The organism is Streptomyces shaanxiensis (genome assembly GCF_039537145.1).
GTDB lineage: Bacteria > Actinomycetota > Actinomycetes > Streptomycetales > Streptomycetaceae > Streptomyces > Streptomyces shaanxiensis.
On record NZ_BAAAZY010000010.1, the window covers coordinates 582703 to 606659 of the forward strand.

The following is a 23957-nucleotide window of genomic DNA, read 5'->3' on the forward strand; positions in this document are numbered from 1 at the left end:
AGGCGGAGGGCCGCCTCCTTGGAGTCGTATGTGCCGGAGTCGAAGTCGTCGCTCCAGCGCCGGAAGGCCTGCTGTGCCCACCAGGGCACGGGGTACAGGATCCGGTCCCGCCCCGCCCAGCCGCGCCACATGACCTCGTAGAACATCCACTCATGGGTCTGGGCCATGAAACTCATCCCCTGCGTGCACCGTGGCACCGCAGGGGATGGTCGTAGATCGCTGCAACAGGACGGAGGGTCAGCCTCCGGCGCGCGCCGCCATGCGCGCCTTGCGGGCAGCCAGCTTCTCGTCGAACTTCGAGGCCTCCGCGTCCAGCCCGCCCATGAAGAGCCCCAGCTCCTCCTGCGCCTTCTGGCCCTCCGGGCCGAGGCCGTCGATCTCCATGATCTTCAGGAAGCGCAGAACGGGCTGCAGCACGTCGTCGTGGTGGATGCGCATGTTGTAGACCTCGCCGATGGCCATCTGCGCGGCGGCGCGCTCGAAGCCGGGGATGCCGTGGCCGGGCATGCGGAAGTTGACCACGACGTCACGCACGGCCTGCATGGTGAGGTCGGGGGCGATCTCGAACGCGGCCTTCAGGAGGTTCCGGTAGAAGATCATGTGGAGGTTCTCGTCGGCCGCGATGCGCGCCAGCATGCGGTCGCAGATCGGGTCACCGGACTGGTGGCCGGTGTTGCGGTGCGAGATGCGGGTCGCGAGCTCCTGGAAGGCGACGTAGGCGACCGAGTGCAGCATCGAGTGCCGGTTGTCCGACTCGAAGCCCTCGCTCATGTGGGCCATCCGGAACTGCTCCAGCTTGTCCGGGTCCACCGCGCGCGAGGTGAGCAGGTAGTCGCGCATCACGATGCCGTGCCGGCCCTCCTCCGCGGTCCAGCGGTGCACCCAGGTGCCCCAGGCGCCGTCACGGCCGAAGAGCGAGGCGATCTCGTGGTGGTAGCTGGGCAGGTTGTCCTCGGTGAGGAGGTTCACCACGAGCGCGATGCGGCCGATCTCGGTGACCTGCGACTGCTCCTTCTCCCAGGCCTCCCCGTCCTCGAAGAAGCCGGGGAAGTTACGGCCGTCCGTCCACGGCACGTACTCGTGCGGCATCCAGTCCTTGGCGACCTTCAGATGCCGGTTGAGTTCCTGCTCGACCACTTCCTCCAGCGCGTACAGCAACCGGGCGTCGGTCCAGCCGGCAGAGCTGCCAAGGTGAGGGGAGGTGATCGTCACGGGTACTCCTGGGGGACGCACGACACAGGCAAGGTGACCGGCGAGCGGTTTGCCGGAACCTACGGGATCGTAGGCTACGAATCCGTAGGTTACGAAGCCGTAGGTTAAGGGGGATGTAAAGACTGCTGATCAGCCACCGTTCCGCCGGGCGTTCACGGGCATGCAAAAGGCCCCAGGACCCGCAGGTCCTGGGGCTGAGAGCGCGATCGGTGCAGCCGGTCAGGCGTACAGCTCACGCATCCGCACCGAGAGACATGTCACACATCCTTCGAGCTTCTCGAACTCGCTGATGTCGACCAGGACGGGCTCGTGCCCGAGGTCGGCGAGCAGCTCCGCCGTCTTCGGCGCGCTCGCGGCCATGAGCAGCTTGTCGCCGCCGAGCAGCACCACATGCGCTCCGGACTCCTCCGGCACCGGCAGGAAGCGCGGGAACAGCGACGGGGCGTCCAGCTGGGGGATGCGGCCCAGAACCGTTCCGTCGGGCAGCGCCGTGATCGCCGACTTCAGGTGGAGCACCTTGCTCACCGGGACGGCGACGACCCGCGCCCCCAGCGGCTCGAAGGCGGCGCGCAGCTGCTGGACGCCGGCCGCGTTGGTACGGCCGCCCCGGCCGACGTAGATCGTGTCGCCGACCTTGAGCACGTCGCCGCCGTCCAGCGTGCCCGGTTCCCAGATCCAGTTCACGGAGCAGCCGAGCGAGGCCACGGCCTCCTCGACGCCGATGGTCTCGTCGCGCCGGGACTCGGCCCCGGACCGGGCGATCAGCGCGACGTTGCGGTACATGACGACCGTGTCCTCGACGAACACCGAGTCGGGGCAGTCGTCGGCCGGGTCCACCTCGATCGTCTCCCAGCCGTGCGTACGCAGGGCCTCCACGTACGCCTCCCACTGCTCGACAGCGAGATCGGCATCGACCTTCTCCCGCTCGATATGCGTCACCAGCCCTTCGGCGAGGCGCGGGCTCGGGCGGCGGACAAGGGCCTTCTTGCTGGGCACGACGGGATCTCCGGATCGGTGGCAGGTTCCGGCGCCCTCATGCATGGGGCACCGACCCGCCATCATGCAGGGCCTACCCGCCCGTACAAAACCCTCGTGGTCAGGCTGTGGCCCTCCTGAGATGCTCCGCGGTGAAGGAGCCGCGGGCGTCGAGGAGCTGTCGTGGGGTTCCCTGGAAGATCACCCGGCCCCCGTCCCGGCCTCCGTCCGGCCCCAGATCGATGATCCGGTCGGCGTGCGCCACGACGTCCAGGTTGTGCTCGACGACCACCACCGTGTTGCCCGCGTCCACCAGCCGGTCCAGCAGGCCGAGCAGCCCGTCGACGTCCGACATGTGCAGTCCGGTCGTCGGTTCGTCGAGGACGTACACCGCTCCGGTGCGGTGCAGCCGCGTCGCCAGCTTGATGCGCTGGCGCTCGCCGCCCGAGAGGGTGGAGAGGGGCTGGCCGAGCGTGAGGTAGGTCAGACCCACGTCCCGCAGGGCGCGCAGGCGTCGTCGTACGCCCGCGTCCCGGAAGAACTCCAGCGCCTGCCCGGCCGTCATCTCCAGGACGTCCGCGACGGAGTGGCCGTCGACGGTCAGCCGCAGCACCTCGTCCCTGAAGCGGCGCCCCTCGCAGTCGTGGCACGTCGTCGTCACCGGGTCCATGAAGGCGAGGTCGGTGTAGATGATCCCGCGGCCCTCGCAGGTGCCGCACGCGCCGGAGGAGTTGAAGCTGAACAGCCCCGGCTCGGCGCCCGTCTCCCGCGCGAAGATCTTCCGCACCGTGTCCATGATTCCCAGATACGTCGCCGGGGTCGACCGCGCCGAGATCCCGATCGACGACTGGTCCACGACCACGGCGTCGGTGTGAGCGGCGGTGAACTCCGCGACCAGCGTGCTCTTCCCCGAGCCGGCGACCCCGGTCACCACGGTGAGCACCCCGGTCGGGAACTCGACCGTCACGTCCCGCAGATTGTGCCGGTCGGCGCCCTTCACCCAGAGCCCACCGCCCGCCGTTCGCACCTCCTCCTTGACGGCCGTACGGCGGCCCAGGCATCGCCCGGTCACCGTGCCCGACCCGGCCAGCGCGCCCGGCGTCCCCTCGAACACCACCCGGCCGCCGCCCGCACCGGCCCCCGGCCCCATGTCGACGACGTGATCGGCGAGCGCGATGACGTCCGGGTCGTGCTCGACCACCAGCACGGTGTTGCCCTTGTCGCGCAGCCGCAGCAGCAGGTCGCCCAGGCGGCCGACGTCGCGCGGGTGCAGGCCGACGCTGGGCTCGTCGAAGATGTACGTCATGCCGGTCAGGCTGGAGCCCAGGTGGCGGACCGTCTTCAGGCGCTGGCCCTCGCCGCCGGAGAGCGTGGAGGTCTCGCGGTCGAGGCTGAGGTAGCCGAGGCCGATGGCGTCGATGCGTTCGAGCGCGGTGACGGCGGCCCGGGCGATCGGTCCGGCGACCGGGTCGTCGATGTCCTTCAGTACGGCGATCAGGTCCGTGACCTGCATGTGCGTGCAGTCGGCGATGTTCAGGCCGTTGACGCGGGTCGCGAGTGCCGCCGCGTTCAGGCGGGCCCCCTCGCAGTCGGGGCAGGTGCCCTCCGCCAGGAATTCCCGCACCAGGTCGCGGGTCTTCTGGCTCATCGCCGACAGGTCTCGCTTCAGGTACAGCCGTTCGAAGCGGGTGGCGAGCCCTTCGTAGTCGGTGGTCCAGGTGCCGCCCGTGCCGTTGACGGTGACCTTGCTGCCGGGGCGGCCGTGCATCAGGAACTCCCGCTCGGCGGCGGTGAAGCGCCCGACGGGCTTGTGCGGGTCGAGTTCGGCGCTGTTCGTGTACGCCTGTCCCTGCCAGGTGCCCGCGGCGAACGGCGGGAAGCGGACCGCCCCGTCGGCCAGCGACCGCTCCGGATCGAGGATCCGGTCCCAGTCCGGCCGTACCGTCCGGCCCAGGCCGTCGCACTCGGGACACATGCCCGAGGGGTCGTTGAACGAGTACGCGGTCGCCGGCCCGGCGCTCGGGGTGCCGTGCCGGGAGAACAGCACTCGGATCACCGAGTAGATGTCGGTCATCGTGCCGACCGTGGACCGGGAGTGGCCCCCGATCGGCCGCTGGTCGACGACGATCGCGGGGGAGAGGTCCTGAAGCTCCTCCGCGTGCGGGCGCTCGTACTTGGGCAGCCGGTTGCGCACGAACCACGTGAAGGTCTCGTTCAGCTGGCGCTGCGACTCCACCGCGATCGTGTCGAAGACGATCGACGACTTCCCCGATCCCGAAACGCCGGTGAACACGGTCAGCCGGCCCTTCGGGATGCGGAGGGTGACGTCCTTGAGGTTGTTCTCCCTGGCTCCGGTGATGGTGATGAACGGGGGCATGAAATCGGCCATGCAGTCGAAGCTAGGCGGGATACCCGACAGCTTCTGGCGTGATTTCCTTCAGTTCTCCGTCCTCCACCATCAGCCAGCGCGTGATGCCGATCGACTCCAGGAACGGCAGGTCGTGGCTGGCCACGATCAGCGCCCCCTCGTAGGACTCCAGGGCCGTGGTGAGCTGCCGTACGCTCGCCATGTCCAGGTTGTTCGTCGGCTCGTCCAGCATCAGCAACTGCGGCGCGGGCTCGGCCAGCATCAGTGCCGCCAGGGCCGCCCGGAAGCGTTCGCCGCCGGACAGGGTGGCCGCCTTCTGGTCCGCGCGGGCGCCCCGGAACAGGAAGCGGGCGAGCCGCGCCCGGATCCGGTTGTTGGTGGCGCCCGGCGCGAACCGGGCCACGTTCTCGGCGACCGACAGCTCGTCGTCGAGGACGTCCAGCCGCTGCGGCAGGAACCGGAGCGGAACGTGGGCCGTCGCCTCGCCCGACACCGGAGCCAGCTCCCCGGCGATCGTGCGCAGCAGCGTCGTCTTGCCCGACCCGTTGCGCCCGATCAGCGCGATCCGCTCCGGACCGTGCAGATCGAGGCCACCGGCCACCCGCGCGCCGTACACGAGCTCCAGTTCGCGCAGCGTGAGCACGCTGCGGCCCGGCGGAACGGCCGTGTACGGCAGGTCGACGCGGATCTCGTCGTCGTCCCGTACGGCCTCCACCGCCTCGTCGAGGCGCTCCTTGGCCCCGGCGAGCTTCTCCTCGTGCATGATCCGGTGCTTGCCCGCGGACTCCTGTGCCGCCCGCTTGCGCGCACCCATGACGATCTTCGGCTCGCGCTTCTGGTCCCACATCTTCTGGCCGTACCGCTTGCGGCGGGCCAACTTGACCTGGGCGTCGACCAGTTCGCGCTTCTGCTTCTTCAGATCGGCCTCGGCCACACGCACCATGCGCTCGGCCGCCTCCTGTTCGGTGGCGAGTGCCTCCTCGTACGCCGAGAAGTTGCCGCCGTACCAGGTGACCTCCCCGGAGCGCAGATCGGCGATCTGGTCGACCAGGTCCAGGAGTTCGCGGTCGTGGCTGACCACCACCATCACCCCCGGCCAGGACTCGACGGCCGAGTACAGCCGCCTGCGTGCGTACAGGTCGAGGTTGTTGGTGGGCTCGTCGAGCAGCAGGACGTCCGGGCGGCGCAGCAGCAGCGCCGCCAGGCGCAGCAGGACCGACTCGCCGCCGGAGACCTCGCCGATCGTGCGGTCCAACTCGACGTGTCCGAGCCCGAGTTCGCCGAGTGTGGCGAGCGCGCGCTCCTCCACGTCCCAGTCGTCGCCGACGGTCTCGAAGTGCTCCTCGGCCACGTCGCCCGCCTCGATGGCGTGCAGCGCGGCTCGCTGTGCGGCGATACCGAGGGCCTCGTCGACCTTCAGGCCGGTGTCGAGCGTGACGTTCTGCGGGAGACAGCCGACCTCACCCGCGAGGCGCACGGCGCCGTCGGCCGGGACGAGCTCACCGGCGATGAGCTTCAACAGGGTTGATTTTCCTGACCCGTTGACGCCGACGAGCCCGGTCCTGCCGGGACCGAACGTGACGTCGAGGCCCTCGAAGACGGTGGTGCCGTCGGGCCAGATGAAGGAAAGGGACGTACAGGTGATGGAAGTAGGCATAAGGGCGCCTCCGCGGTTGCTCGAAGTGATCAAGGGCAAACGCGTATCGAGACACCGGCGACCAACGGGCGGTGAGAGGCCCTGGGCATGAGAAAAGCCCTGTTCCGTGAGGACGGCTCGAACGCCGAGGTCGCACGCTGCGCACACACTTCAGGTGTGACGCGGTGTCTCAGGACCTCAGACGAGCAACGTCCTTCTCCAATCGACGGCAACAGGACGTTGTACACCGTAGGAGAGGGCTAGGACGGTGTCAACGCAATTAACGGGGCGTGGCCGGTCGCCCAGGCGCAGGGTCTTGCGGGACGTCTCAGCAGGCGTCCCGCATCAGCTCCGCGAGGTCGCGGTCCAGGTCGAGCTGGAGGTGCTCCAGGCCCAGGGGCACCAGCTCGCTGGTGGACTGCAGGAAGCGGCGCAGCTCGCCCGTGCGGACGTGCACGACCGCGGTGCCCTCCGGGGCGTGGAACTCCAGGACCGTGCGGTCGAAGCCGTACGGCCGCACCCGGACGTCGCCGTGGCCCTCGGGTTCCTCCAGGCCGGCCAGGAGCAGCTCGCGGCTGAACGTCCAGCACACCTCCACGCCCTCCAGGGTGGCCGGGGCCGGGAAGGTCATGCGGATGGCGAACGGGTCGCGCCGGTCGTAGTGGAGGGTCGCGGGAATGCTCGGCATCCGCGGCGCGGCGGCGACGAGACGGGCCTCAACGGGCTGCTCGATGACGGTGGACAACGCCTTGCTCCCTTGTGACGGCTGGACGAACTTCCGGGCGGACGAGACCGGGCACTGGTAGAGACGACGGAATCAGCCAATCCGTGCACCCGGATTCCGAGTGACCTCCGTCACCGCCGTCATGCACGCAAGTGGCTCGTTCGTCCGTCGTGCCGGGAAAGTCACATGTGGCCGTAGGGCCATCTGGACGGCACCGTGGCGGTGGGCTAGCTTCGCCCGCCATGAGGCGTTCGGGGAGCACGCGACGGGTGGGGCACACTTTTCGGACAGTGGCCGTGGGGGCGGTGTGCGGGGCGGCGCTGGCCGCGCTGACAGCCGTACCCGCACAGGCGCACGAGCCGGAGGGCCGGGCGCCGCACTGGGAGCTCAAGGACAGCGGCAAGCCGGAGGTGCGGTTCCGGGGCCTGTCCGCCGTCAGCCGGAGCACCGCCTGGCTGGCCGGAACCGCGGGCACCGTCCTGCGCACCACCGACGGCGGCGCGACCTGGCGCGATGTCTCGCCGCCCGGTGCCGCGGAGTTGCAGTTCCGGGACATCGAGGCCTTCGACGCGCGGCGCGCCGTGGTGCTGGCCATCGGAGAGGGCGAGGCGTCCCGGGTCTACCGCACGGACGACGGCGGCGCGACCTGGACCGAGTCCTTCCGCAACACCGACCCACGGGCCTTCTACGACTGCATGACCTTCTTCGACCGCAGGCACGGCCTCGCGATGAGCGACCCGGTGGACGGGAAGTTCCGCATCCTGTCGACCGGCGACGGCGGCCGCTCCTGGAAGGTGCTGCCCAGTGACGGGATGCCCGCCGCGCTGGAGGGCGAGGCCGGCTTCGCGGCGAGCGGGCAGTGCCTGGTCGGATCCGGGCCGAAGGACGTCTGGATGGCCACCGGCGGGGCCGCACGCGCGCGCGTGCTGCACTCCGGCGACCGGGGCAGGACCTGGACGGCCGCCGACACACCGATCCCGGCGGGCGACCCGGCCCGCGGCGTCTTCGCCCTCGCCTTCCGCGACCGCACGCACGGCCTCGCGGTCGGCGGCGACTACCGCCCCGACCAGGCCTCCCCGCAGGCCGCCGCCCGCACCGGCGACGGGGGCGCCGCATGGCGATCCGCCGCGACGCCGGTGACCGCCTACCGCTCCGGCGTCGCCTGGCTCCCGCACAGCCGCACCGCCGCCCTCGCGGTCGGCCCCACCGGCACCGACCTCACCACCGACGGCGGCCGCACCTGGCGGACCGTCGACACCGGCTCGTACGACACCGTGGACTGCACGCCGGACCTGGGCTGCTGGGCCGCGGGGGAGAAGGGCCGGGTCGCGCGGCTGGAGAGCTGAGCCGCGGGGGAGAAGGGGGGCGCGCGGCTGGAGAGCCGAGCCGCAATGTGGGTACTCGGGGCGCCGACTGCGAAAGGAGTGACCCGACATGCCACGCGGTTCGAGTGCCAAGCGTGAACGCCAGTACGAGCACATCAAGGAGAGCGCCGAGGACCGGGGCGAGAGCACCGAGCGGGCCAAGGAGATCGCGGCACGGACGGTGAACAAGGAGCGCGCCCGCTCCGGTGAGTCGAAGACCGCCAGCCGCACGTCCACCCAGGACATGTCGTCCGGCAAGCGCGGCGGTCAGCGGTCGGGCAAGGGCTCCCAGGGGCCCACCTACGACCAGCTCTACGAGGAGGCCAAGCGGCGCAACATCCACGGGCGTTCGGACATGAACAAGAGCCAGCTCAAGCAGGCGCTGGGCGGCAAGTGAGACTCAGGCGGGCGTCTCTCGGTACCGCTCGAGTTCCGGTGCCGTCTTCGTGGCGACGAACTCGGTGATGCGGTAAGCGCAGACCTGTGCGCCGACGAACGGGTCGCTCGCGGCGATCTCCTCGATGCGAGCCCGGTCCTCCGCGACGGCGAGGATGACACCGCCGTCGCGGGGGTTCTTGCGCCCGGAGGCGAGGAACACCCCGTTGTCGTACTGCTCGTCGAGCCACGCCACATGCGCCTCCAGCACGGCGTCGACGTCCTCGATCGGGGCGGTGTAGGTCAGCTCCAGCACGAACATGATCGCGAGCCTACCCCTGGGCCCCCGGCGGCCGGCCCCGTGCCCGTACGCTCGTGCCCACCATGACGACCGTACGCATTCCAGCGGGCTGGCCCGCGACCGAGGAAGAGGCCCGCGCCGTCCAGGACGAGCTGCGCGAGCGGGTGGTGCTCGACGAGCCGGGGCCGCCGCCGGGAGCCGGGCACGTGACCGGTGTGGACGTGGCCTACGACGACGAGCGGGACATCGTCGCGGCCGCCGCTGTCGTCCTCGACGCGGCGACCCTGGACGTCGTCGCCGAGGCCACGGCGATCGGCCGGATCTCCTTCCCGTACGTCCCCGGCCTGCTCGCCTTCCGTGAGATCCCCACGGTGCTGGCCGCCCTCGATGCCCTGCCCTGCCCACCCGGCCTGGTGGTCTGCGACGGCTACGGCCTCGCCCACCCCCGCCGCTTCGGCCTCGCCAGCCACCTCGGCGTCCTCACCGGCCTGCCCACGATCGGCGTCGCCAAGAACCCGTTCACCTTCGCCTACGACGACCCGGACGCATCGCGCGGCTCCTGGGCCCCGCTGCTGGCGGACGACGAGGAGGTCGGCCGGGCCCTGCGCACCCGAGCCGCCGTCAAGCCGGTCTTCGTCTCGATCGGCCACCGCGTGAGTCTGGACAACGCCTGCGCCCACACGCTCGCGTTGACCCCTGAGTTCCGGCTGCCGGAGACCACGCGCAGGGCGGACTCCTTGTGCCGAGAGGCGCTCAAGGACGCGACCCGTCCCTGACCGGAGCCGACCGCCCGGGCGGCGGCGGGCCCCACTCGGGCGGACTGAGTACCTCGACTGAGTACCTGTACGGATGCCCCCACCCCACCCGGGTCGGCAGGCTGGGCCGCATGACGACGCACCGCGCCCCGAAGCCCCTCGCCGACCCCCACCGCCCCGTCGAGCGCGCCGTGACGGCCGCGCTCGTTCTGGCCACGCTGGCCGGGCTGGGCTGGATCGTCGGGATGATCTACACCATCGCGGGGTGGCCCCTCTAGCCGGAGACCTGGCGGAGCGGCCGCCTCTCCGGCACCAGACTGAGAGGGGCCCCGCAGGATCGGTTCAGCGGGTCGCGGCCACCCGGAAGGTGAGCCCCGCCCGGCGCAGCCGCTCGATCAGCGCGTCTCCCATCGCGACCGCCGTCGTCACCTGCCCGGCCGTGGGCGGCAGGTCGTCGAAGGCCAGGGACAGTGCCGACTCGGCGAACATCTTCGCCGTCTCGCCGTAGCCGGGGTCGCCGCCCGCGACCTCGGTGAACACCCGCCGTCCGCCTCCCTCACCGACGAAGCGGACCGAGAACCAGCTCTTCGCGCGCTTCTCCGGGCCCGGTCCCTCGCCGGGCTTGAGCCGGTCGGACAACCAGTGCCGGGCGGGCGGCAGTTGGGCGGCCGTGAAGAGCGCGCCCATCGCCGCGACGCCGCCGACCGCGACCGGCAGATGCCGTACGGCGGCGTAGTGGCGGTAGCGGAAGTCGGGGCCGTAGCGATCGAGGGCCCTCGCGGAGCGCTTGACGATCTGCGGGTCGATCGTCGGCAGCGGCACCGCCCAGGCGCCGACCTCCTTGGCGAACCGGGGCGCGCCCGTCGGCGCCAGTGCCCGGCGCCCCATCAGCCGCGGCTCGTGGCGGGCCCGGTCGCGTGCGGCGGCCAGCATCTGGCGCCCGCGCGAGAACTGGTTGAGCGCCGACGCGAAGGTTCCGCCCGAGAAAGTGGCGTCGGCGGTCACGAACCCGTCCACCGTGAGCGGCACGCCCTCCGGCAGCTGCTGGACCGTGAAGTACGCGCCCAGGTCGTGCGGAATGGAGTCGAAGCCGCAGGCGTGCACCAGTCGCGCGCCCGTCTCACGCGCGCGTGCGTCGTGCAGGACGTACGTCCGGTCCACGAACTCCGGCTCACCGGACAGGTCCAGGTAGTCGGCGCCCGTGTCCGCGCAGGCGGCGACGAGATCCTCGCCGTACTTCACATACGGACCCACCGTCGTGGCCACCACGCGCGCGTGTTCGGCGAGCCGGCGCATCGAGGCCGGATCGGCGACGTCCGCCTCCAGCACCCCGATCCCCTCGCCGCCGGGCAGCGACTCGCGCAGCCGCTCCAGCTTCGCCCCGCTGCGGCCGGCGATGGCCCAGCGCAGCCCCTCGGGCGCGTGCGCGGCGAGGTACTCCGCGGTGAGTACCCCGACGAAGCCCGTCGCTCCGAAGAGCACGATGTCGTACGGACGATCCGTCCTGCTCAGCCTGCCCATGACACCCCTCGGTTCCGCAGCACGCGCCGTTGTCGGTGGCCGAGGCTAGCGTGAGGTGTGCGGAGCCCGACGACGAGCCCGGAGGTAGTGCGGTGGCCGTGCCCAGGAATGCCCTGAAGAAGTGGGAGAAAGTGCGCGAGTTCGCGCTCGGGCTGCCGGGCGCCACCGAGGAGTTCCCGTGGGGCGAGACGGTCGCGAAGGTCAACAAGAAGGTGTTCGTCTTCCTCGGCGTGGACGACGGCAGCTATCCGCTGGGCATAACGGTGAAGCTCAAGGACGAGTCGGCCCACGCCCACGCGCTGACCTGCCCGGGTGCCGAACCCGCCGGATACGGCCTGGGCAAGTCGGGCTGGGTGAGCATCCCGCTGGAGCAGAAGGGCGCCCCGGCGGCGGAGCTGCTGTGCGACTGGGTGGAGGAGAGCTACCGGGTGATCGCGCCGAAGCGGCTGACGGCGGAGCTGGACGGACGCTGACCGGCCGGTAAATTGGCTAAGCGCTTGCTCGCTCAGGTCTTGTGCCCACCGGGACACCTTCTTAGCATCACTGGTGTTACATCAGTTGTGTCACGCCAATGGGGGCTGGATGACAACGGCAACGACGCCCGGGCACGGCCCGCTCACCGGCGTGCGCGTGGTCGAGCTGGCCGGTATCGGCCCCGGCCCGTTCGCGGCCATGCTCCTCGCCGACCTGGGGGCCGACGTCGTCCGCGTGGACCGGCCCGGCGGCACCGGGCTCGCGATCAACACCGAGTACGACATCACCAACCGCAACAAGCGCTCGGTGATCATCGACCTGAAGTCTCCCGACGGCGCGGCCCGTGTCCTCGACCTGGCCGCCCGCGCCGACATCCTCATCGAGGGGAACCGCCCCGGCGTCGCCGAGCGCCTCGGCGTCGGGCCCGAGGCCTGCCACGCCCGTAACCCCGCGCTGGTCTACGGCCGCATGACCGGCTGGGGTCAGGAAGGGCCGCTCGCCCACCGCGCCGGTCACGACATCGCGTACATCGCGCTGACCGGCACCCTCGGCATGATCGGCAGCCCCGACGAGCCACCGGCCGTCCCCGCCAACCTGGTCGGCGACTACGCGGGCGGCTCCCTCTACCTCGTCGTCGGCGTCCTCGCCGCGCTCCACCACGCGCGCGCGACCGGCACCGGCCAGGTCGTCGACGCCGCCATCGTCGACGGCACCTCGCACCTCGCCGCGATGATCCACGGCATGCTCGCCGCCGGCGGCTGGCAGGACCGGCGCGGCGCCAACCTCCTCGACGGCGGCTGCCCGTACTACGGCACGTATGAGACGGCCGACGGGCAGTACATGGCGGTCGGTGCCCTGGAGCCGCAGTTCTACGAGGAGTTCGTGACCGTCCTCGGCATCCCGGAACACGCCGACGCCCGCAAGGACTGGACCCGCTGGGGCGAGCTGCGGGCGGCCGTCGCGGCCCGCTTCAAGTCCCGTACGAGGGACGACTGGACGGCCGTCTTCGAGGGCTCCGACGCGTGCGTCGCCCCCGTCCTGTCGCTGCGCGAGGCCCCGCAGCACCCGCACCTCGCGGCCCGCGGCACCTTCACCGACCACGGCGGCATCACCCAGCCGGCCCCCGCCCCACGCTTCTCCGCGACCCCGACGTCCGTCCGCGGCGGCCCCGCCCAGCCGGGCGCACACACCGCCGACGTGGCCCGCGACTGGGACCTGCCCGACCTCCTGAAGGGCCTCGACACGGACGGCCCCGCAACGAAGGGGCCCGACTCGGACGGCCCCGCGACGAAGGGCCTCGCATGAAACGGCAGATCTTCACCCCCGAGCACGACGCGTTCCGCGCGACCGTGCGCAGCTTCCTGGCCAGGGAGGTGCTGCCGTACTACGAGCAGTGGGAGAAGGACGGCATCGTCTCCCGTGACGCCTGGCGCGCGGCCGGAAAGCAGGGCCTGCTCGGTTTCGCCGTGCCCGAGGAGTTCGGAGGCGGCGGCACCCCCGACTTCCGCTACAGCGCCGTCCTCGCCGAGGAGTTCACACGCGCGGGCGCACCGGGACTCGCCCTCGGTCTGCACAACGACATCATCGGCCCGTATCTGACGAGCCTCGCCACCGACGAGCAGAAGCGCCGCTGGCTGCCGGGCTTCTGCGACGGCACGCTGATCACCGCTATCGCCATGACCGAGCCCGGCGCAGGCTCCGACCTCCAGGGCATCCGCACCCACGCCGAGGACCGCGGCGACCACTGGGTGCTGAACGGATCCAAGACGTTCATCTCCAACGGCATCATCGCCGACCTGGTGATCGTCGTCGCGAGGACGACTCCCGAGGGCGGCGCGCGCGGGCTGTCGCTGCTCGTCGTCGAGCGCGGCATGGAGGGCTTCGAGCGCGGCCGGAACCTCGACAAGATCGGCCAGAAGGCGCAGGACACGGCCGAGCTGTTCTTCCACGACGTACGCGTGCCCAAGGAGAACCTCCTGGGCACGCTCAACGGCGCCTTCGTCCACCTGATGACCAACCTCGCCCAGGAGCGCCTGAGCATCGCCGTCTCCGCGATCGCCGCCGCGGAACACCTGCTGGAGATCACCACGGAGTACGTCAAGGAGCGCGAGGCGTTCGGCCGGCCGCTGGCCACCAAGCAGCACATCCGCTTCGAGATCGCCGAGATGGCCACCGAGTGCGCTGTCACCCGCACCTTCCTCGACCGCTGCATAGAAGACCACGACAGAGGCGAACTCGACGCCGTCCACGCCTCGATGGCCAAGTGGTGGGCGACCGAGCTGCAGAAGCGCGTCGCCGATCGCTGTCTGCAACTGCACGGCGGCTACGGCTACATGAGTGAATACCCGGTCGCCCGTGCCTTCACCGACGGCCGTATCCAGACGATCTACGGCGGGACGACCGAGATCATGAAAGAGATCATCGGCCGTTCCCTGCTCGGCTAGCCCTCCTGCCCGGCCGAGGCTCCAAGGCTCGGCAGACCCTCACCCCCGAAAGGCCTCCCAGTGAGCACCGAAGCGTACGTGTACGACGCGATCCGCACCCCGCGCGGCCGCGGCAAGGCGAACGGCGCCCTGCACGGCACCAAGCCCATCGACCTGGTCGTCGGCCTCATCCACGAGCTCCGCGACCGCTTCCCGAACCTCGACCCGGCCGCCATCGACGACATCGTGCTCGGCGTCGTCGGCCCGGTCGGCGACCAGGGCTCCGACATCGCGCGCATCGCCGCCATCGCCGCCGGGCTGCCGGACACGGTGGCCGGCGTGCAGGAGAACCGCTTCTGTGCGTCGGGCCTGGAGGCCGTGAACATGGCCGCCGCCAAGGTCCGTTCGGGCTTCGAGGACCTCGTCCTCGCGGGCGGCGTCGAGTCCATGTCCCGGGTGCCGATGGCCTCGGACGGCGGCGCCTGGTTCAACGACCCGATGACCAACCTCTCCGTCAACTTCGTGCCGCAGGGCATCGGCGCCGACCTCATCGCCACGATCGAGGGCTTCTCCCGCCGCGACGTCGACGAGTACGCGGCGCTCTCGCAGGAGCGGGCGGCGACGGCCTGGAAGGAGGGCCGCTTCGACCGCTCCGTCGTCCCGGTCAAGGACCGCTCCGGCCTCGTCGTCCTCGACCACGACGAGCACATGCGCCCCGGCACCACCGCCGACTCCCTCGCCAAGCTGAAGGCGTCCTTCGCGGACATCGGCGACCTGGGCGGCTTCGACGCCGTCGCGCTGCAGAAGTACCACTGGGTCGAGAAGATCGACCACGTCCACCACGCGGGCAACTCCTCCGGCATCGTCGACGGCGCCTCGCTGGTCGCGATCGGCAACAAGGAGGTCGGCGAGCGCTACGGCCTCACCCCGCGCGCGCGGATCATCTCCGCCGCCGTCTCCGGCTCCGAGCCCACCATCATGCTCACCGGCCCCGCGCCCGCCACCCGCAAGGCGCTCGCCAAGGCCGGGCTGACCATCGACGACATCGACCTCGTCGAGATCAACGAGGCGTTCGCGGCGGTCGTCCTGCGCTTCGTGAGGGACATGGGTCTGTCGCTCGACAAGGTCAACGTCAACGGCGGCGCGATCGCCCTCGGCCACCCCCTCGGCGCGACCGGCGCGATGATCCTCGGCTCGCTCGTCGACGAACTGGAGCGCCAGGACAAGCGGTACGGCCTCGCCACGCTGTGCGTGGGCGGCGGCATGGGCATCGCCACCATCGTCGAGCGCATCTGACCCCCTCCCGACGGATCACACGGAGCATCTCCACATGAGCACTGAGTCCACCACCATCCGCTGGGAGCAGGACCGTTCGGGCGTCGTCACCCTCGTCCTGGACGATCCCAACCAGTCCGCGAACACCATGAACCAGGCGTTCCGCGACTCCCTCGCCGTGGTCGTCGACCGCCTGGAGGCGGAGAAGGACACCATCCGCGGTGTCATCATCACCTCCGCCAAGAAGACGTTCTTCGCCGGCGGTGACCTGCGCGACCTGATCCGGGTCACCCCCGAGACCGCGCAGGACCTGTTCGACGGCGGCATGGCCATCAAGCGCAACCTGCGCCGCATCGAGACCCTCGGCAAGCCGGTCGTCGCGGCGATGAACGGCGCGGCCCTCGGCGGCGGCTACGAGATCGCGCTGGCCTGTCACCACCGCATCGCCCTCGACGCGCCCGGCTCCAAGATCGGCTGCCCCGAGGTCACCCTCGGCCTGCTGCCGGGCGGTGGCGGCGTCGTCCGCACCGTCCGTCTGCTCGGCATCGCCGACGCACTGTTGAAGGTGCTGCTCCAGGGCACCCAGTACAACCCCCAGCGTGCCCTGCAGAACGGCCTGGTCGACGACGTGGCCGCCACCCAGGAGGAACTGCTCGCCAAGGCCCGCGCCTTCATCGAGGCCAACCCCGAGTCGCAGCAGCCCTGGGACAAGCCCGGCTACCGGATCCCCGGCGGCACGCCCGCCAACCCCAAGTTCGCGGCGAACCTGCCCGCGTTCCCGGCCAACCTGCGCAAGCAGACGAACGGCGCCCCCTACCCGGCCCCGCGCAACATCCTCGCGGCCGCCGTCGAGGGCTCCCAGGTCGACTTCGAGACCGCGCAGGTCATCGAGGCCCGCTACTTCGTGGAGCTGGCGGCGGGCCAGACCTCGAAGAACATGATCCAGGCGTTCTTCTTCGACCTCCAGGCCGTCAACTCGGGCGCCAACCGGCCCAAGGGCATCGAGCCGCGCAAGGTCCGCAAGGTCGCCGTGCTGGGCGCCGGGATGATGGGCGCGGGCATCGCCTACTCGTGCGCCCGCGCCGGCATCGAGGTGGTCCTGAAGGACGTGGCGCTGGAAGCCGCCGTCAAGGGCAAGGGCTACTCCGAGAAGCTGTGCGCCAAGGCGGTCTCCCGGGGCCGTACGACGCAGGAGAAGGCCGACGCGCTGCTGGCCCGCATCACGCCGACGGCCGATCCGCAGGACGTGGCCGGCTGTGACGCGGTCATCGAGGCGGTCTTCGAGAACCCCGAGCTCAAGCACAAGGTGTTCCAGGAGATCCAGGACATCGTCGAGCCGGACGCACTGCTGTGCTCCAACACCTCGACGCTCCCGATCACCGCCCTCGCCGAAGGCGTGGAGCGCCAGGCCGACTTCATCGGCCTGCACTTCTTCTCGCCCGTCGACAAGATGCCGCTGGTCGAGATCATCAAGGGCGAGCGGACCGGGGACGAGGCGCTGGCCCGCGCCTTCGACCTGGTTCGGCAGATCAACAAGACGCCGATCGTGGTGAACGACTCGCGCGGCTTCTTCACCTCCCGGGTCATCGGCCACTTCATCAACGAGGGCGTGGCGATGGTCGGCGAGGGCATCGAGCCCGCCTCCGTCGAACAGGCGGCGGCGCAGGCCGGCTACCCCGCCAAGGTCCTCTCCCTGATGGACGAGCTGACCCTCACGCTGCCGCGCAAGATCCGGGGTGAGTCCAAGCGGGCCGTGGAGGAGGCGGGCGGCACCTGGACGCCCCATCCCGCCGAGGCCGTCATCGACCGCATGGTCGACGAGTTCGACCGGACCGGGCGCAGCGGCGGAGCGGGCTTCTACGAGTACGGCGAGGACGGCAAGCGGGCCGGGCTGTGGCCGGGCCTGCGGGAGCACTTCACGAAGCCGGGCCACGAGATCCCGTTCGAGGACATGCAGGAGCGCATGCTGTTCTCGGAGGCGCTCGACACGGTCAAGCTGCTGGAGGAAGGCGTCCTGACGTCCGTCGCCGACGCCAACATCGGCTCCATCTTCGGCATCGGCTTCCCTGGGTGGACGGGCGGCGTGCTGCAGTACATCAACGGCTACGAGGGTGGCGTCCCCGGTTTCGTGGCACGCGCGCGTGAGCTGGCCGAGCGGTACGGGGAGCGGTTCACGCCGCCGGCGTTGCTGGTGGAGAAGGCGGAGAAGGGGGAGCGCTTCCGGGACGCGTGACGCCGGGCGCGGGGGAGGGTTTTTCGCCCCCGCCGCCCCTACCCTTCCCGTCCTTCTGGGGCTCCGCCCCATACCCCGCTCCTCAAACGCCGGAGGGGCTGGATTTTGCTGGCGGCGCTGGATCTTGCCGGCCCGCGTAATTCAGCCCGTCCGGCGTTTGAGGACGAGGCCCGTTCAGGGCCGAAGCGGGGGTCTGGGGGCGGCAGCCACCAGGGACGGGACGGGTAGGGGCGGCGGGGGCGAAAACCCTCTCCGTCCCACCCCCGTACCGCTGACCGACACGCCACTCTTGCCCTCCCCGGCGAGGTCACCCACCCTGACGGGCAAACCCGTAGCAAGGTCCCCGTCCCCCCCCAGGAGCCCCCCATGGGATCCCGCCCCGCCCTCGCCCTGCTGGACATCCTGCGCGGCGAGGGCGTGGTCCGCGTCTTCGGTAACCCCGGCACCACCGAACTGCCCTTCCTGGCCGCGCTGTCGGAGGCCGAGGACGCCCCCGAGTACGTCCTCGGCGTCCACGAGGGGCCGACGGGCTTCACAGGGACGCCGCCCATACACGGCACAAGGACGTTCATTCACGGCGGCGGCCGGTCCGGCGCAGCGCGCTGTCCGCCGCGACCGCGACGAGGATCACCCCGCCGGTCGCGAACGACGTCCAGTTGATGGGGACTTCGAAGAACACGAGCCCGGCGGCCACGACCGACAGGATCATCGCCCCGGCCACCGCCCCGACCACCGAGCCACGCCCGCCGGCCAGCGGGGTGCCGCCGATGATGCAGGCGGCGATGGCCTGCAACTCGTAACCCTGGCCCAGCGTCGGATCACCGGCGCCGTAGAAGGCGAGCGCGAGCGCCGCGGCGCAGGCCGTGGTGAAGCCGGACAGCGCCAGGGCCTGGATCCGGGTGCGGACGACCGGGATGCCGCTGAACGCGGCGGCATCGGGGTTGGACCCGATGGCCCGCACCCGGGCACCGAACCGTGTGCGGGCCAGCACCACGGCGAGCCCGGCGACCACCGCGAGCAGGACCCACAATGCGAACGGCACCCCGCCTGGATCCCCGCCCGCGAACGGGAAGAACGAGTCGTCCAACGGCAGATCCGTGATCTGCTTGCCGTCGGCGAGCGCCAGCCCGACACCCCGGTACAGCATCAGCGTGCCCAGCGTGACGATGAACGACGGCAGCGCCAGCAGCGTCGTCACCAGCGCGTTGAACACGCCCAGCGCGATCCCCGTGAGCAGCACCACCGGCACCGCCAGCCAGGGCGGCAGCCCCTCGCGCACCAGCAGGGCCCCGACGACCAGGCACATCGCATAGCTGCCGCCGACCGACAGGTCGACCTCGCGCATGGCCAGCGCGAACACCATGCCGCAGGCCATCAGCGAGATGTAGACGGAGTTGTGGGCGGTGGACAGCAGGTTGTCGGTGTCGAGGAAGTCCGGGTACGGAATCCCGATCGCGGCGATCAGCAGGCCCAGGACGAGCAGCACACCGAGCTCGTCCCGCACGAGCCGGCGTGGCATCGAACGCCGTGCCCGGCCCTCCCGCTCGGGGGCGCGCGAGGCTTCGTCCACGGCACGCTCGGTCTCGGTCATCGGGCACGGCTCCCGTACGTACGGCCCGCGCCGGTGCGGCGCCCGGGGTGTCGTCCCGCAGCGTCGGGCGCGCGGGGCCGGGCGGCAACACGGGCGTTTCAGCGAGTGGAATGCGCCCTTGCCCGGCGGCTGACGGGTCCTCACACTCGCCCCATGGAGACACGTACCGCCCTGGTGACCGGAGCGGCACAGGGCCTCGGACAGGAATTCGCCGTCGCGCTCGCCGGGCGCGGCTACCGGGTCGCCGGCCTCGACCTCGTCCCGCAGCCGGAGACCGCCGCGAAGATCCTCGACTACGTGGAGCTGACGGCCGACGTCACCGACGAGACCCAGGTGTGCCAGGGACTGGAGCGCGTCATCGACCGGTTCGGCACGCTGCACGTCGTCGTCAACAACGCGGGCGTGTACCCGGCGAAACCCTTCGAGGACACCTCGGTCGAGGAGTGGCGCCGCATCATGCGCGTCAACCTGGAGGCGCCGTTCCTGGTGACCCGGGCCGCGCTGCCGTATCTGAAGGCGGCCGGGTGGGGCCGGGTCGTCAACATCGCCTCGGCCGCCGTGCTCACGGCACCGCCCACGATGGTCCCGTACGTCGCCTCGAAGATGGGCCTGATCGGCTTCACCCGCTCACTCGCCGCGGCCCTCGCGCCGTACGACATCACCGTCAACGCGATCGCGCCCAGCATGGTCCGCACCGCCACGGCCGAGCGCACGGTCGGTGCCGACGGCGGCTTCGAGCACGTCCGTGACCGGCAGGCCGTACCGCGGACCCAGGAGCCGTCCGACCTGGTGTCGACGCTGCTGTACGTCGTCGACGAGGGCAGCGGATTCCTGACCGGGCAGACCCTCAACGTGTCAGGCGGGTCCGCTTTCCTCTGAGTCCGTCAGCCATTCGTGCAGCTCTTCCGTGAGCGACCGCTGAAAGGTCGTCAGCAGTGCCTGTACGACGATGGGTTGCATATGGGCGGAGAGTGACTTCACGTCCTGCGCGGCGCGTTCCGACACTTCGCCCCTGAACAGCTGCGACAGTTCGTGGGCCGCCGCGCGCGAGTGCTCGATCAGGACCTTCCGTGCGGCGAGGATCGCGTGCTGGGACAGCGGTACGTCGAGGAGCTGGACGCCGAGCCTGAGCAGCCCGAGGTCGACGCGGTACGAGCCGTCCTCGGGCCGTACGACGTTCATCGCGCCCAGCCGCTCGATGTCCTCGTCGCCCAGGGCCCGCCCCGCCCGCCGCTCCAGCTCCTGGCGCGTCACCGTCTCCGCGGTGTCCGGAGCCCAGGAGGCGACGACGGCCCGGTGGATGGCGAGGTCGTGCACGCTCAGGTCCGTCGGCAACTGCTGCACGTACCGTTCGATGGCCGCCAGCGTCATGCCCTGCTGCTGCAGCTCCTCGATGAGCGCCAGCCGGGCCAGATGCTCGCGCCCGTAGTGCCCCACCCTGCGCGGACCGATCACCGGGGGCGGCAGCAGCCCCTTGGTGCCGTAGAACCGCACCGTGCGGACCGTCATACCCGCCCGCGCGGCCAGCTCGTCGATGGTGAGGGTCGGTGCCCCGCCCTCGGTGGTGTCGGTCGTCATGCGCAGCAGTATCGCTGTCTCACCAATGCTGTGACACCTCCTGATGCCGGTGCGACGGCCGTGTGAGAAGTAACGCTCTGTGACCTATGCCACCGCGTGGACCGCGCTCTCCGGGGGAAGGTGGCCCCTTGGTCTGTGCCTTTACGGAAGGCGCAGGCCATACGTACGTCCGGACACCCGAGCGCGATCCGCTCGGGCGCACCAGAGAGTGGTACCACCCGTGAGCAAGGACGCCGTGAACACGGCCGTGGCCGCACCCCACAACGACGCGGCCCAGGTGCCCGCGGACGCGGGCGACGCCGGTTACAGCAAGGACCTCAAGGCCCGCCACGTCAACATGATCGCCATCGGCGGGGCCATCGGCACCGGCCTCTTCCTCGGCGCCGGCGGCCGCCTCCACAACGCGGGCCCGGCGCTGGCGATCGCCTACCTGGTCTGCGGCATCTTCGCCTTCTTCGTGGTGCGGGCCCTCGGCGAGCTCGTGCTCTACCGCCCCTCGTCCGGTTCCTTCGTGTCGTACGCGCGCGAGTTTCTCGGCGAGAAGGGCGCGTACGTCGCCGGCTGGATGTACTTCCTGAACTGGTCGACGACCGGTATCGCCGACATCACCGCGATCGCGCTCTACACGCACTACTGGAGCATGTTCACGAGCATCCCCCAGTGGACGCTCGCCCTGATCGCGCTGGCCGTGGTGCTCGCGGTCAACCTGATCTCGGTGAAGATCTTCGGCGAGATGGAGTTCTGGTTCGCGATCATCAAGGTCGCCACGCTGGTGGCCTTCATGTTCGTCGGCATCTTCCTGCTCGCCACCCAGCACAAGGTCGGCGGCCAGACCCCCGGCCTCGGCGTCATCACCGACAACGGCGGTGTCTTCCCGCACGGCCTCATGCCCGTCGTCCTCGTCATGCAGGGCGTGATCTTCGCGTACGCCGCCCTGGAGCTGGTCGGCGTCGCCGCGGGTGAGACCGCCGAGCCGGAGAAGATCGTCCCGCGCGCGGTGAACTCGATCATGTGGCGCGTGGGCCTGTTCTACGTCGGCTCGGTGGTCCTGCTGGCCCTGCTCCTGCCGGGTTCGGTCTACTCGGCCGACGAGAGCCCCTTCGTGACGGTCCTGTCGAAGATCGGCGTCGAGGGCGCGGGCGACGTGATGAACCTGGTGGTCCTGACGGCGGCGATGTCCTCGCTGAACTCCGGTCTGTACTCCACGGGCCGCATCCTGCGCTCGATGGCGATGGCGGGCTCGGCCCCGAAGTTCACGGCCCGCATGAACCGCAGCCAGGTGCCCTACGGCGGCATCCTGCTCACCTGCGCGGTGTGCGTGCTCGGCGTCGGCCTGAACTACCTCATGCCGAGCCAGGCCTTCGAGATCGTCCTGAACGTCGCGTCCCTCGGCATCATCTCGACCTGGGTGATCATCATGGTCTGCCACCTGATCTTCGTCCGCCGCGCCAAGGCGGGCCTGGTGGCCCGGCCCTCCTTCCGCCTCCCCGGCAGCCCCGTCACGGAGATCGCCACGATCGTCTTCCTGCTGGCCTGCCTCGGCATGATGTGGAACGACCCCGAGGTCGGCCGCAAGACGCTGCTGCTGATCCCGGTCATCGCCATGATGCTGGTCGGCGGCTGGTTCGCTATCCGGCGCCGGGTCGCTAAGGCGGAGGACCAGGAGCTGGCCGAGCTCACGAAGTAGTTCCGGGGCCGTTGTCAGTGGCGGCCTCTACGGTGGCGTCATGTCGGAGATCACTTACATCCGGGGTGACGCCACCGTTCCGTCGGTCAAGGGCGTCAAGGTGATCGCCCATGTCTGCAACGACATCGGGGGATGGGGGAAGGGCTTCGTCCTGGCCATATCGCGCCGCTGGCCGGAACCGGAGAAGTCCTACCGCGCGTGGCACCGCGAGCGCGCCTCGAACGACTTCGGGCTGGGCGCGGTCCGGTTCGTCCAGGTCGAGCCGTACGTCTGGGTGGCCAACATGGTCGGGCAGCGGGGCATCCGGAGCGGGAGCAAGGGCGTGCCCGTGCGCTACGAGGCGATCGACGCGGCGCTGGAGCGGCTGGGCGAGAAAGCCCTCGAACTCGGCGCCTCCGTGCACATGCCCCGCATAGGGTGTGGGCTGGCCGGCGGCAAATGGTCCCGCATCGAGCCGCTGATCACCGAGCGGCTGGTGCGGCGGGGAATCGCCGTCACGGTCTACGACCACGGGGAGGGCGGGAGTTGAGCCAGGACATCGATGTGCTCGTGCTGGGCGGCGCCGGGGTGGACACGATCGTGTACGTCCCCGAGCTGCCGCTCCCGTACGCCGACAGCTACATGATCGACTCGGGGATCCGCACCCGCGCCGGGCAGACCGGCGACTTCGTGGCCCTCGGGCTGAGCGCGCTCGGAATGCGCACCCACCACCTCGACATGCTCGGCGACGACCCCGCGGGCGACCTCGTCCGCGCCCTGCACCGCGACCGCGGCATCGCGCTCACGGCCGTCCCCCAGCCCGCCGGCACCAAGCGCGCGGTCAACCTCGTCAGTCCCGACGGGCGCCGGCTGTCCCTGTACGACACGAGCCGCTCGCACCCCGACGACCGGCTCCCGGAGCCCACGGTCCGGGCCCTGGCCGAGGCGAGCCGCCACGTGCATGTGTCGATCACCCAGCCCTGCGCCCACGCCCTGCCCGTGCTGCGCGAGTCAGGCGTCGGCCTCTCGACCGACCTGCACAACTGGGATGGCGAGAATCCGTACCACGAGGCGTTCGCGTACACGGCGGATGTGGTCTTCCTCTCGACGACCGCCTTGAGCGACCCCGAGCGGACCATGCGCCGGATCGTCGAACGCGGCCGGGCCGAGGCGGTCGTCGCCACCGCCGGAGCCGAGGGCGCGTACCTGCTGACCGACGGCGAACTCACCCACATCCCCGCGGTCACGCCGCCAGGGCCGGTCGTCGACTCCAACGGCGCCGGTGACGCCTTCGCCGCCGGGTTCCTCTTCGGCCGCCTGAACGGCGAGGCACCGCACCGCTGCGCCCTGTACGGCGCGGCGGCGGGCGCCTACGCGTGCACGGTGCCGTCGACGCAGGCCGGCGCGATCGGACGGGACGCGCTCCTGGCCGCGGTGGCCGAGCCGGCCCAGGGGGTTCCCCGCCCCTGAGCCGCCCCGGCCGTCA

The 23957-nt window shown here is 70.8% G+C and carries 23 protein-coding genes; 14 read left to right on the forward strand and 9 right to left on the reverse strand.

Annotated elements, in window-relative coordinates; genetic code table 11:
- Positions 1 to 237 precede the first annotated feature (237 nt).
- The 5 genes from ABD932_RS16615 to ssgD all read right to left on the reverse strand — a co-directional run bounded on the left by ABD932_RS16615 (position 238) and on the right by ssgD (position 6936).
- Positions 238 to 1212: an acyl-ACP desaturase gene (locus ABD932_RS16615; protein WP_345013321.1), complete on the reverse strand. Its 975-nt coding sequence runs from the start codon at positions 1210 to 1212 to the stop codon at positions 238 to 240.
- 219 nt (positions 1213 to 1431) lie between these two features.
- Positions 1432 to 2208 (reverse strand): dimethylargininase, encoded by a 777-nt coding sequence (gene ddaH, locus ABD932_RS16620; protein ID WP_250086480.1) that lies wholly within the window; start codon positions 2206 to 2208, stop codon positions 1432 to 1434.
- Between the two features lie 100 nt (positions 2209 to 2308).
- Positions 2309 to 4564: an ATP-binding cassette domain-containing protein gene (locus ABD932_RS16625; RefSeq protein WP_345014436.1), complete on the reverse strand. Its 2256-nt coding sequence runs from the start codon at positions 4562 to 4564 to the stop codon at positions 2309 to 2311.
- A gap of 22 nt (positions 4565 to 4586) precedes the next feature.
- Positions 4587 to 6212, reverse strand: coding sequence for an ABC-F family ATP-binding cassette domain-containing protein (locus tag ABD932_RS16630; RefSeq protein ID WP_345013323.1), 1626 nt, complete (start codon positions 6210 to 6212; stop codon positions 4587 to 4589).
- Positions 6213 to 6519: 307 nt separating this feature from the next.
- Positions 6520 to 6936: a spore wall synthesis regulator SsgD gene (ssgD, locus tag ABD932_RS16635; protein WP_345013325.1), complete on the reverse strand. Its 417-nt coding sequence runs from the start codon at positions 6934 to 6936 to the stop codon at positions 6520 to 6522.
- Positions 6937 to 7157: 221 nt separating this feature from the next.
- Here ssgD and ABD932_RS16640 point away from each other — a divergent pair, with 221 nt between their 5' ends.
- Positions 7158 to 8261 (forward strand): WD40/YVTN/BNR-like repeat-containing protein, encoded by a 1104-nt coding sequence (locus ABD932_RS16640; RefSeq protein ID WP_345013327.1) that lies wholly within the window; start codon positions 7158 to 7160, stop codon positions 8259 to 8261.
- Positions 8262 to 8349: 88 nt separating this feature from the next.
- A complete protein-coding gene (locus ABD932_RS16645; protein ID WP_345013329.1) occupies positions 8350 to 8676 on the forward strand; it encodes a plasmid stabilization protein in 327 nt (108 codons plus the stop codon).
- A 3-nt stretch (positions 8677 to 8679) separates the two neighbouring features.
- On the opposite strand, the gene ABD932_RS16650 is transcribed toward ABD932_RS16645, so the two are convergent.
- Positions 8680 to 8976, reverse strand: a complete 297-nt coding sequence (locus ABD932_RS16650; RefSeq protein WP_345013331.1) for a YciI family protein — start codon at positions 8974 to 8976, stop codon at positions 8680 to 8682.
- A gap of 62 nt (positions 8977 to 9038) precedes the next feature.
- Between ABD932_RS16650 and ABD932_RS16655 the strand changes: the two genes are divergently transcribed.
- Both ABD932_RS16655 and mmpA read left to right on the forward strand, forming a co-directional pair.
- Positions 9039 to 9731 carry an endonuclease V gene (locus ABD932_RS16655; RefSeq protein ID WP_345013333.1) on the forward strand — a complete coding sequence of 231 codons (693 nt, stop codon included), beginning with the start codon at positions 9039 to 9041 and terminating at the stop codon, positions 9729 to 9731.
- Between the two features lie 110 nt (positions 9732 to 9841).
- Positions 9842 to 9988, forward strand: coding sequence for a morphogenic membrane protein MmpA (gene mmpA, locus ABD932_RS16660; RefSeq protein ID WP_175647692.1), 147 nt, complete (start codon positions 9842 to 9844; stop codon positions 9986 to 9988).
- Between the two features lie 64 nt (positions 9989 to 10052).
- Here the strand turns inward: mmpA and ABD932_RS16665 are convergent, their stop codons facing one another.
- Positions 10053 to 11231, reverse strand: coding sequence for a saccharopine dehydrogenase family protein (locus tag ABD932_RS16665; protein ID WP_345013335.1), 1179 nt, complete (start codon positions 11229 to 11231; stop codon positions 10053 to 10055).
- 92 nt (positions 11232 to 11323) lie between these two features.
- On the opposite strand from ABD932_RS16665, the gene ABD932_RS16670 reads away from it, so the two are divergent.
- The 6 genes from ABD932_RS16670 to ABD932_RS43985 all read left to right on the forward strand — a co-directional run bounded on the left by ABD932_RS16670 (position 11324) and on the right by ABD932_RS43985 (position 18296).
- Entirely contained in the window at positions 11324 to 11704 is a 381-nt protein-coding gene (locus ABD932_RS16670) for an MmcQ/YjbR family DNA-binding protein (RefSeq protein WP_345013337.1), read from the forward strand.
- 109 nt (positions 11705 to 11813) lie between these two features.
- Complete coding sequence (locus tag ABD932_RS16675; RefSeq protein ID WP_345013339.1) at positions 11814 to 13010, forward strand: CaiB/BaiF CoA transferase family protein; 1197 nt, start codon at positions 11814 to 11816, stop codon at positions 13008 to 13010.
- Positions 13007 to 14149, forward strand: coding sequence for an acyl-CoA dehydrogenase family protein (locus tag ABD932_RS16680; protein WP_345013341.1), 1143 nt, complete (start codon positions 13007 to 13009; stop codon positions 14147 to 14149). Before ABD932_RS16675 ends, ABD932_RS16680 begins: the two co-directional genes overlap by 4 nt.
- Positions 14150 to 14209: 60 nt before the next feature.
- A complete protein-coding gene (locus tag ABD932_RS16685; RefSeq protein WP_345013343.1) occupies positions 14210 to 15424 on the forward strand; it encodes an acetyl-CoA C-acetyltransferase in 1215 nt (404 codons plus the stop codon).
- 34 nt (positions 15425 to 15458) lie between these two features.
- Positions 15459 to 17636 (forward strand): 3-hydroxyacyl-CoA dehydrogenase NAD-binding domain-containing protein, encoded by a 2178-nt coding sequence (locus ABD932_RS16690; protein WP_345013345.1) that lies wholly within the window; start codon positions 15459 to 15461, stop codon positions 17634 to 17636.
- A 366-nt stretch (positions 17637 to 18002) separates the two neighbouring features.
- Positions 18003 to 18296, forward strand: a complete 294-nt coding sequence (locus ABD932_RS43985; RefSeq protein ID WP_425587467.1) for a thiamine pyrophosphate-binding protein — start codon at positions 18003 to 18005, stop codon at positions 18294 to 18296.
- Here the strand turns inward: ABD932_RS43985 and ABD932_RS16700 are convergent.
- Positions 18205 to 19227 (reverse strand): ABC transporter permease, encoded by a 1023-nt coding sequence (locus ABD932_RS16700; RefSeq protein WP_345013347.1) that lies wholly within the window; start codon positions 19225 to 19227, stop codon positions 18205 to 18207. The genes ABD932_RS43985 and ABD932_RS16700 overlap by 92 nt on opposite strands.
- 153 nt (positions 19228 to 19380) lie before the next feature.
- On the opposite strand from ABD932_RS16700, the gene ABD932_RS16705 reads away from it, so the two are divergent.
- Positions 19381 to 20106: an SDR family NAD(P)-dependent oxidoreductase gene (locus ABD932_RS16705; RefSeq protein ID WP_345013349.1), complete on the forward strand. Its 726-nt coding sequence runs from the start codon at positions 19381 to 19383 to the stop codon at positions 20104 to 20106.
- On the opposite strand, the gene ABD932_RS16710 is transcribed toward ABD932_RS16705, so the two are convergent.
- Positions 20083 to 20805 (reverse strand): MerR family transcriptional regulator, encoded by a 723-nt coding sequence (locus ABD932_RS16710; RefSeq protein WP_345013351.1) that lies wholly within the window; start codon positions 20803 to 20805, stop codon positions 20083 to 20085. The genes ABD932_RS16705 and ABD932_RS16710 overlap by 24 nt on opposite strands.
- A gap of 220 nt (positions 20806 to 21025) precedes the next feature.
- Between ABD932_RS16710 and ABD932_RS16715 the strand changes: the two genes are divergently transcribed.
- From ABD932_RS16715 to ABD932_RS16725, 3 genes are read left to right on the forward strand one after another with little or no spacing between them, the layout of a single operon-like run.
- Complete coding sequence (locus tag ABD932_RS16715; protein ID WP_345013353.1) at positions 21026 to 22492, forward strand: amino acid permease; 1467 nt, start codon at positions 21026 to 21028, stop codon at positions 22490 to 22492.
- 40 nt (positions 22493 to 22532) lie between these two features.
- Positions 22533 to 23021 carry a macro domain-containing protein gene (locus ABD932_RS16720; RefSeq protein ID WP_345013355.1) on the forward strand — a complete coding sequence of 163 codons (489 nt, stop codon included), beginning with the start codon at positions 22533 to 22535 and terminating at the stop codon, positions 23019 to 23021.
- Positions 23018 to 23941: an adenosine kinase gene (locus ABD932_RS16725; RefSeq protein WP_345013357.1), complete on the forward strand. Its 924-nt coding sequence runs from the start codon at positions 23018 to 23020 to the stop codon at positions 23939 to 23941. Before ABD932_RS16720 ends, ABD932_RS16725 begins: the two co-directional genes overlap by 4 nt.
- Positions 23942 to 23957: the final 16 nt, after the last annotated feature.

Coding starts and splice junctions, on each gene's coding strand:
- ABD932_RS16700 (WP_345013347.1), bottom strand. CDS start 19,227: ATGACCGAGACCGAGCGTGCCGTGGACGAAGCCTCGCGCGCCCCCGAG.
- ABD932_RS16665 (WP_345013335.1), bottom strand. CDS start 11,231: ATGGGCAGGCTGAGCAGGACGGATCGTCCGTACGACATCGTGCTCTTC.
- ABD932_RS16675 (WP_345013339.1), top strand. CDS start 11,814: ATGACAACGGCAACGACGCCCGGGCACGGCCCGCTCACCGGCGTGCGC.
- ABD932_RS16720 (WP_345013355.1), top strand. CDS start 22,533: ATGTCGGAGATCACTTACATCCGGGGTGACGCCACCGTTCCGTCGGTC.
- ABD932_RS16645 (WP_345013329.1), top strand. CDS start 8,350: ATGCCACGCGGTTCGAGTGCCAAGCGTGAACGCCAGTACGAGCACATC.
- ABD932_RS16705 (WP_345013349.1), top strand. CDS start 19,381: ATGGAGACACGTACCGCCCTGGTGACCGGAGCGGCACAGGGCCTCGGA.
- ABD932_RS16710 (WP_345013351.1), bottom strand. CDS start 20,805: ATGACGACCGACACCACCGAGGGCGGGGCACCGACCCTCACCATCGAC.
- ABD932_RS16630 (WP_345013323.1), bottom strand. CDS start 6,212: ATGCCTACTTCCATCACCTGTACGTCCCTTTCCTTCATCTGGCCCGAC.
- ABD932_RS16655 (WP_345013333.1), top strand. CDS start 9,039: ATGACGACCGTACGCATTCCAGCGGGCTGGCCCGCGACCGAGGAAGAG.
- ABD932_RS16680 (WP_345013341.1), top strand. CDS start 13,007: ATGAAACGGCAGATCTTCACCCCCGAGCACGACGCGTTCCGCGCGACC.
- ABD932_RS43985 (WP_425587467.1), top strand. CDS start 18,003: ATGGGATCCCGCCCCGCCCTCGCCCTGCTGGACATCCTGCGCGGCGAG.
- ABD932_RS16640 (WP_345013327.1), top strand. CDS start 7,158: ATGAGGCGTTCGGGGAGCACGCGACGGGTGGGGCACACTTTTCGGACA.
- ABD932_RS16650 (WP_345013331.1), bottom strand. CDS start 8,976: ATGTTCGTGCTGGAGCTGACCTACACCGCCCCGATCGAGGACGTCGAC.
- ABD932_RS16690 (WP_345013345.1), top strand. CDS start 15,459: ATGAGCACTGAGTCCACCACCATCCGCTGGGAGCAGGACCGTTCGGGC.
- mmpA (WP_175647692.1), top strand. CDS start 9,842: ATGACGACGCACCGCGCCCCGAAGCCCCTCGCCGACCCCCACCGCCCC.
- ABD932_RS16625 (WP_345014436.1), bottom strand. CDS start 4,564: ATGCCCCCGTTCATCACCATCACCGGAGCCAGGGAGAACAACCTCAAG.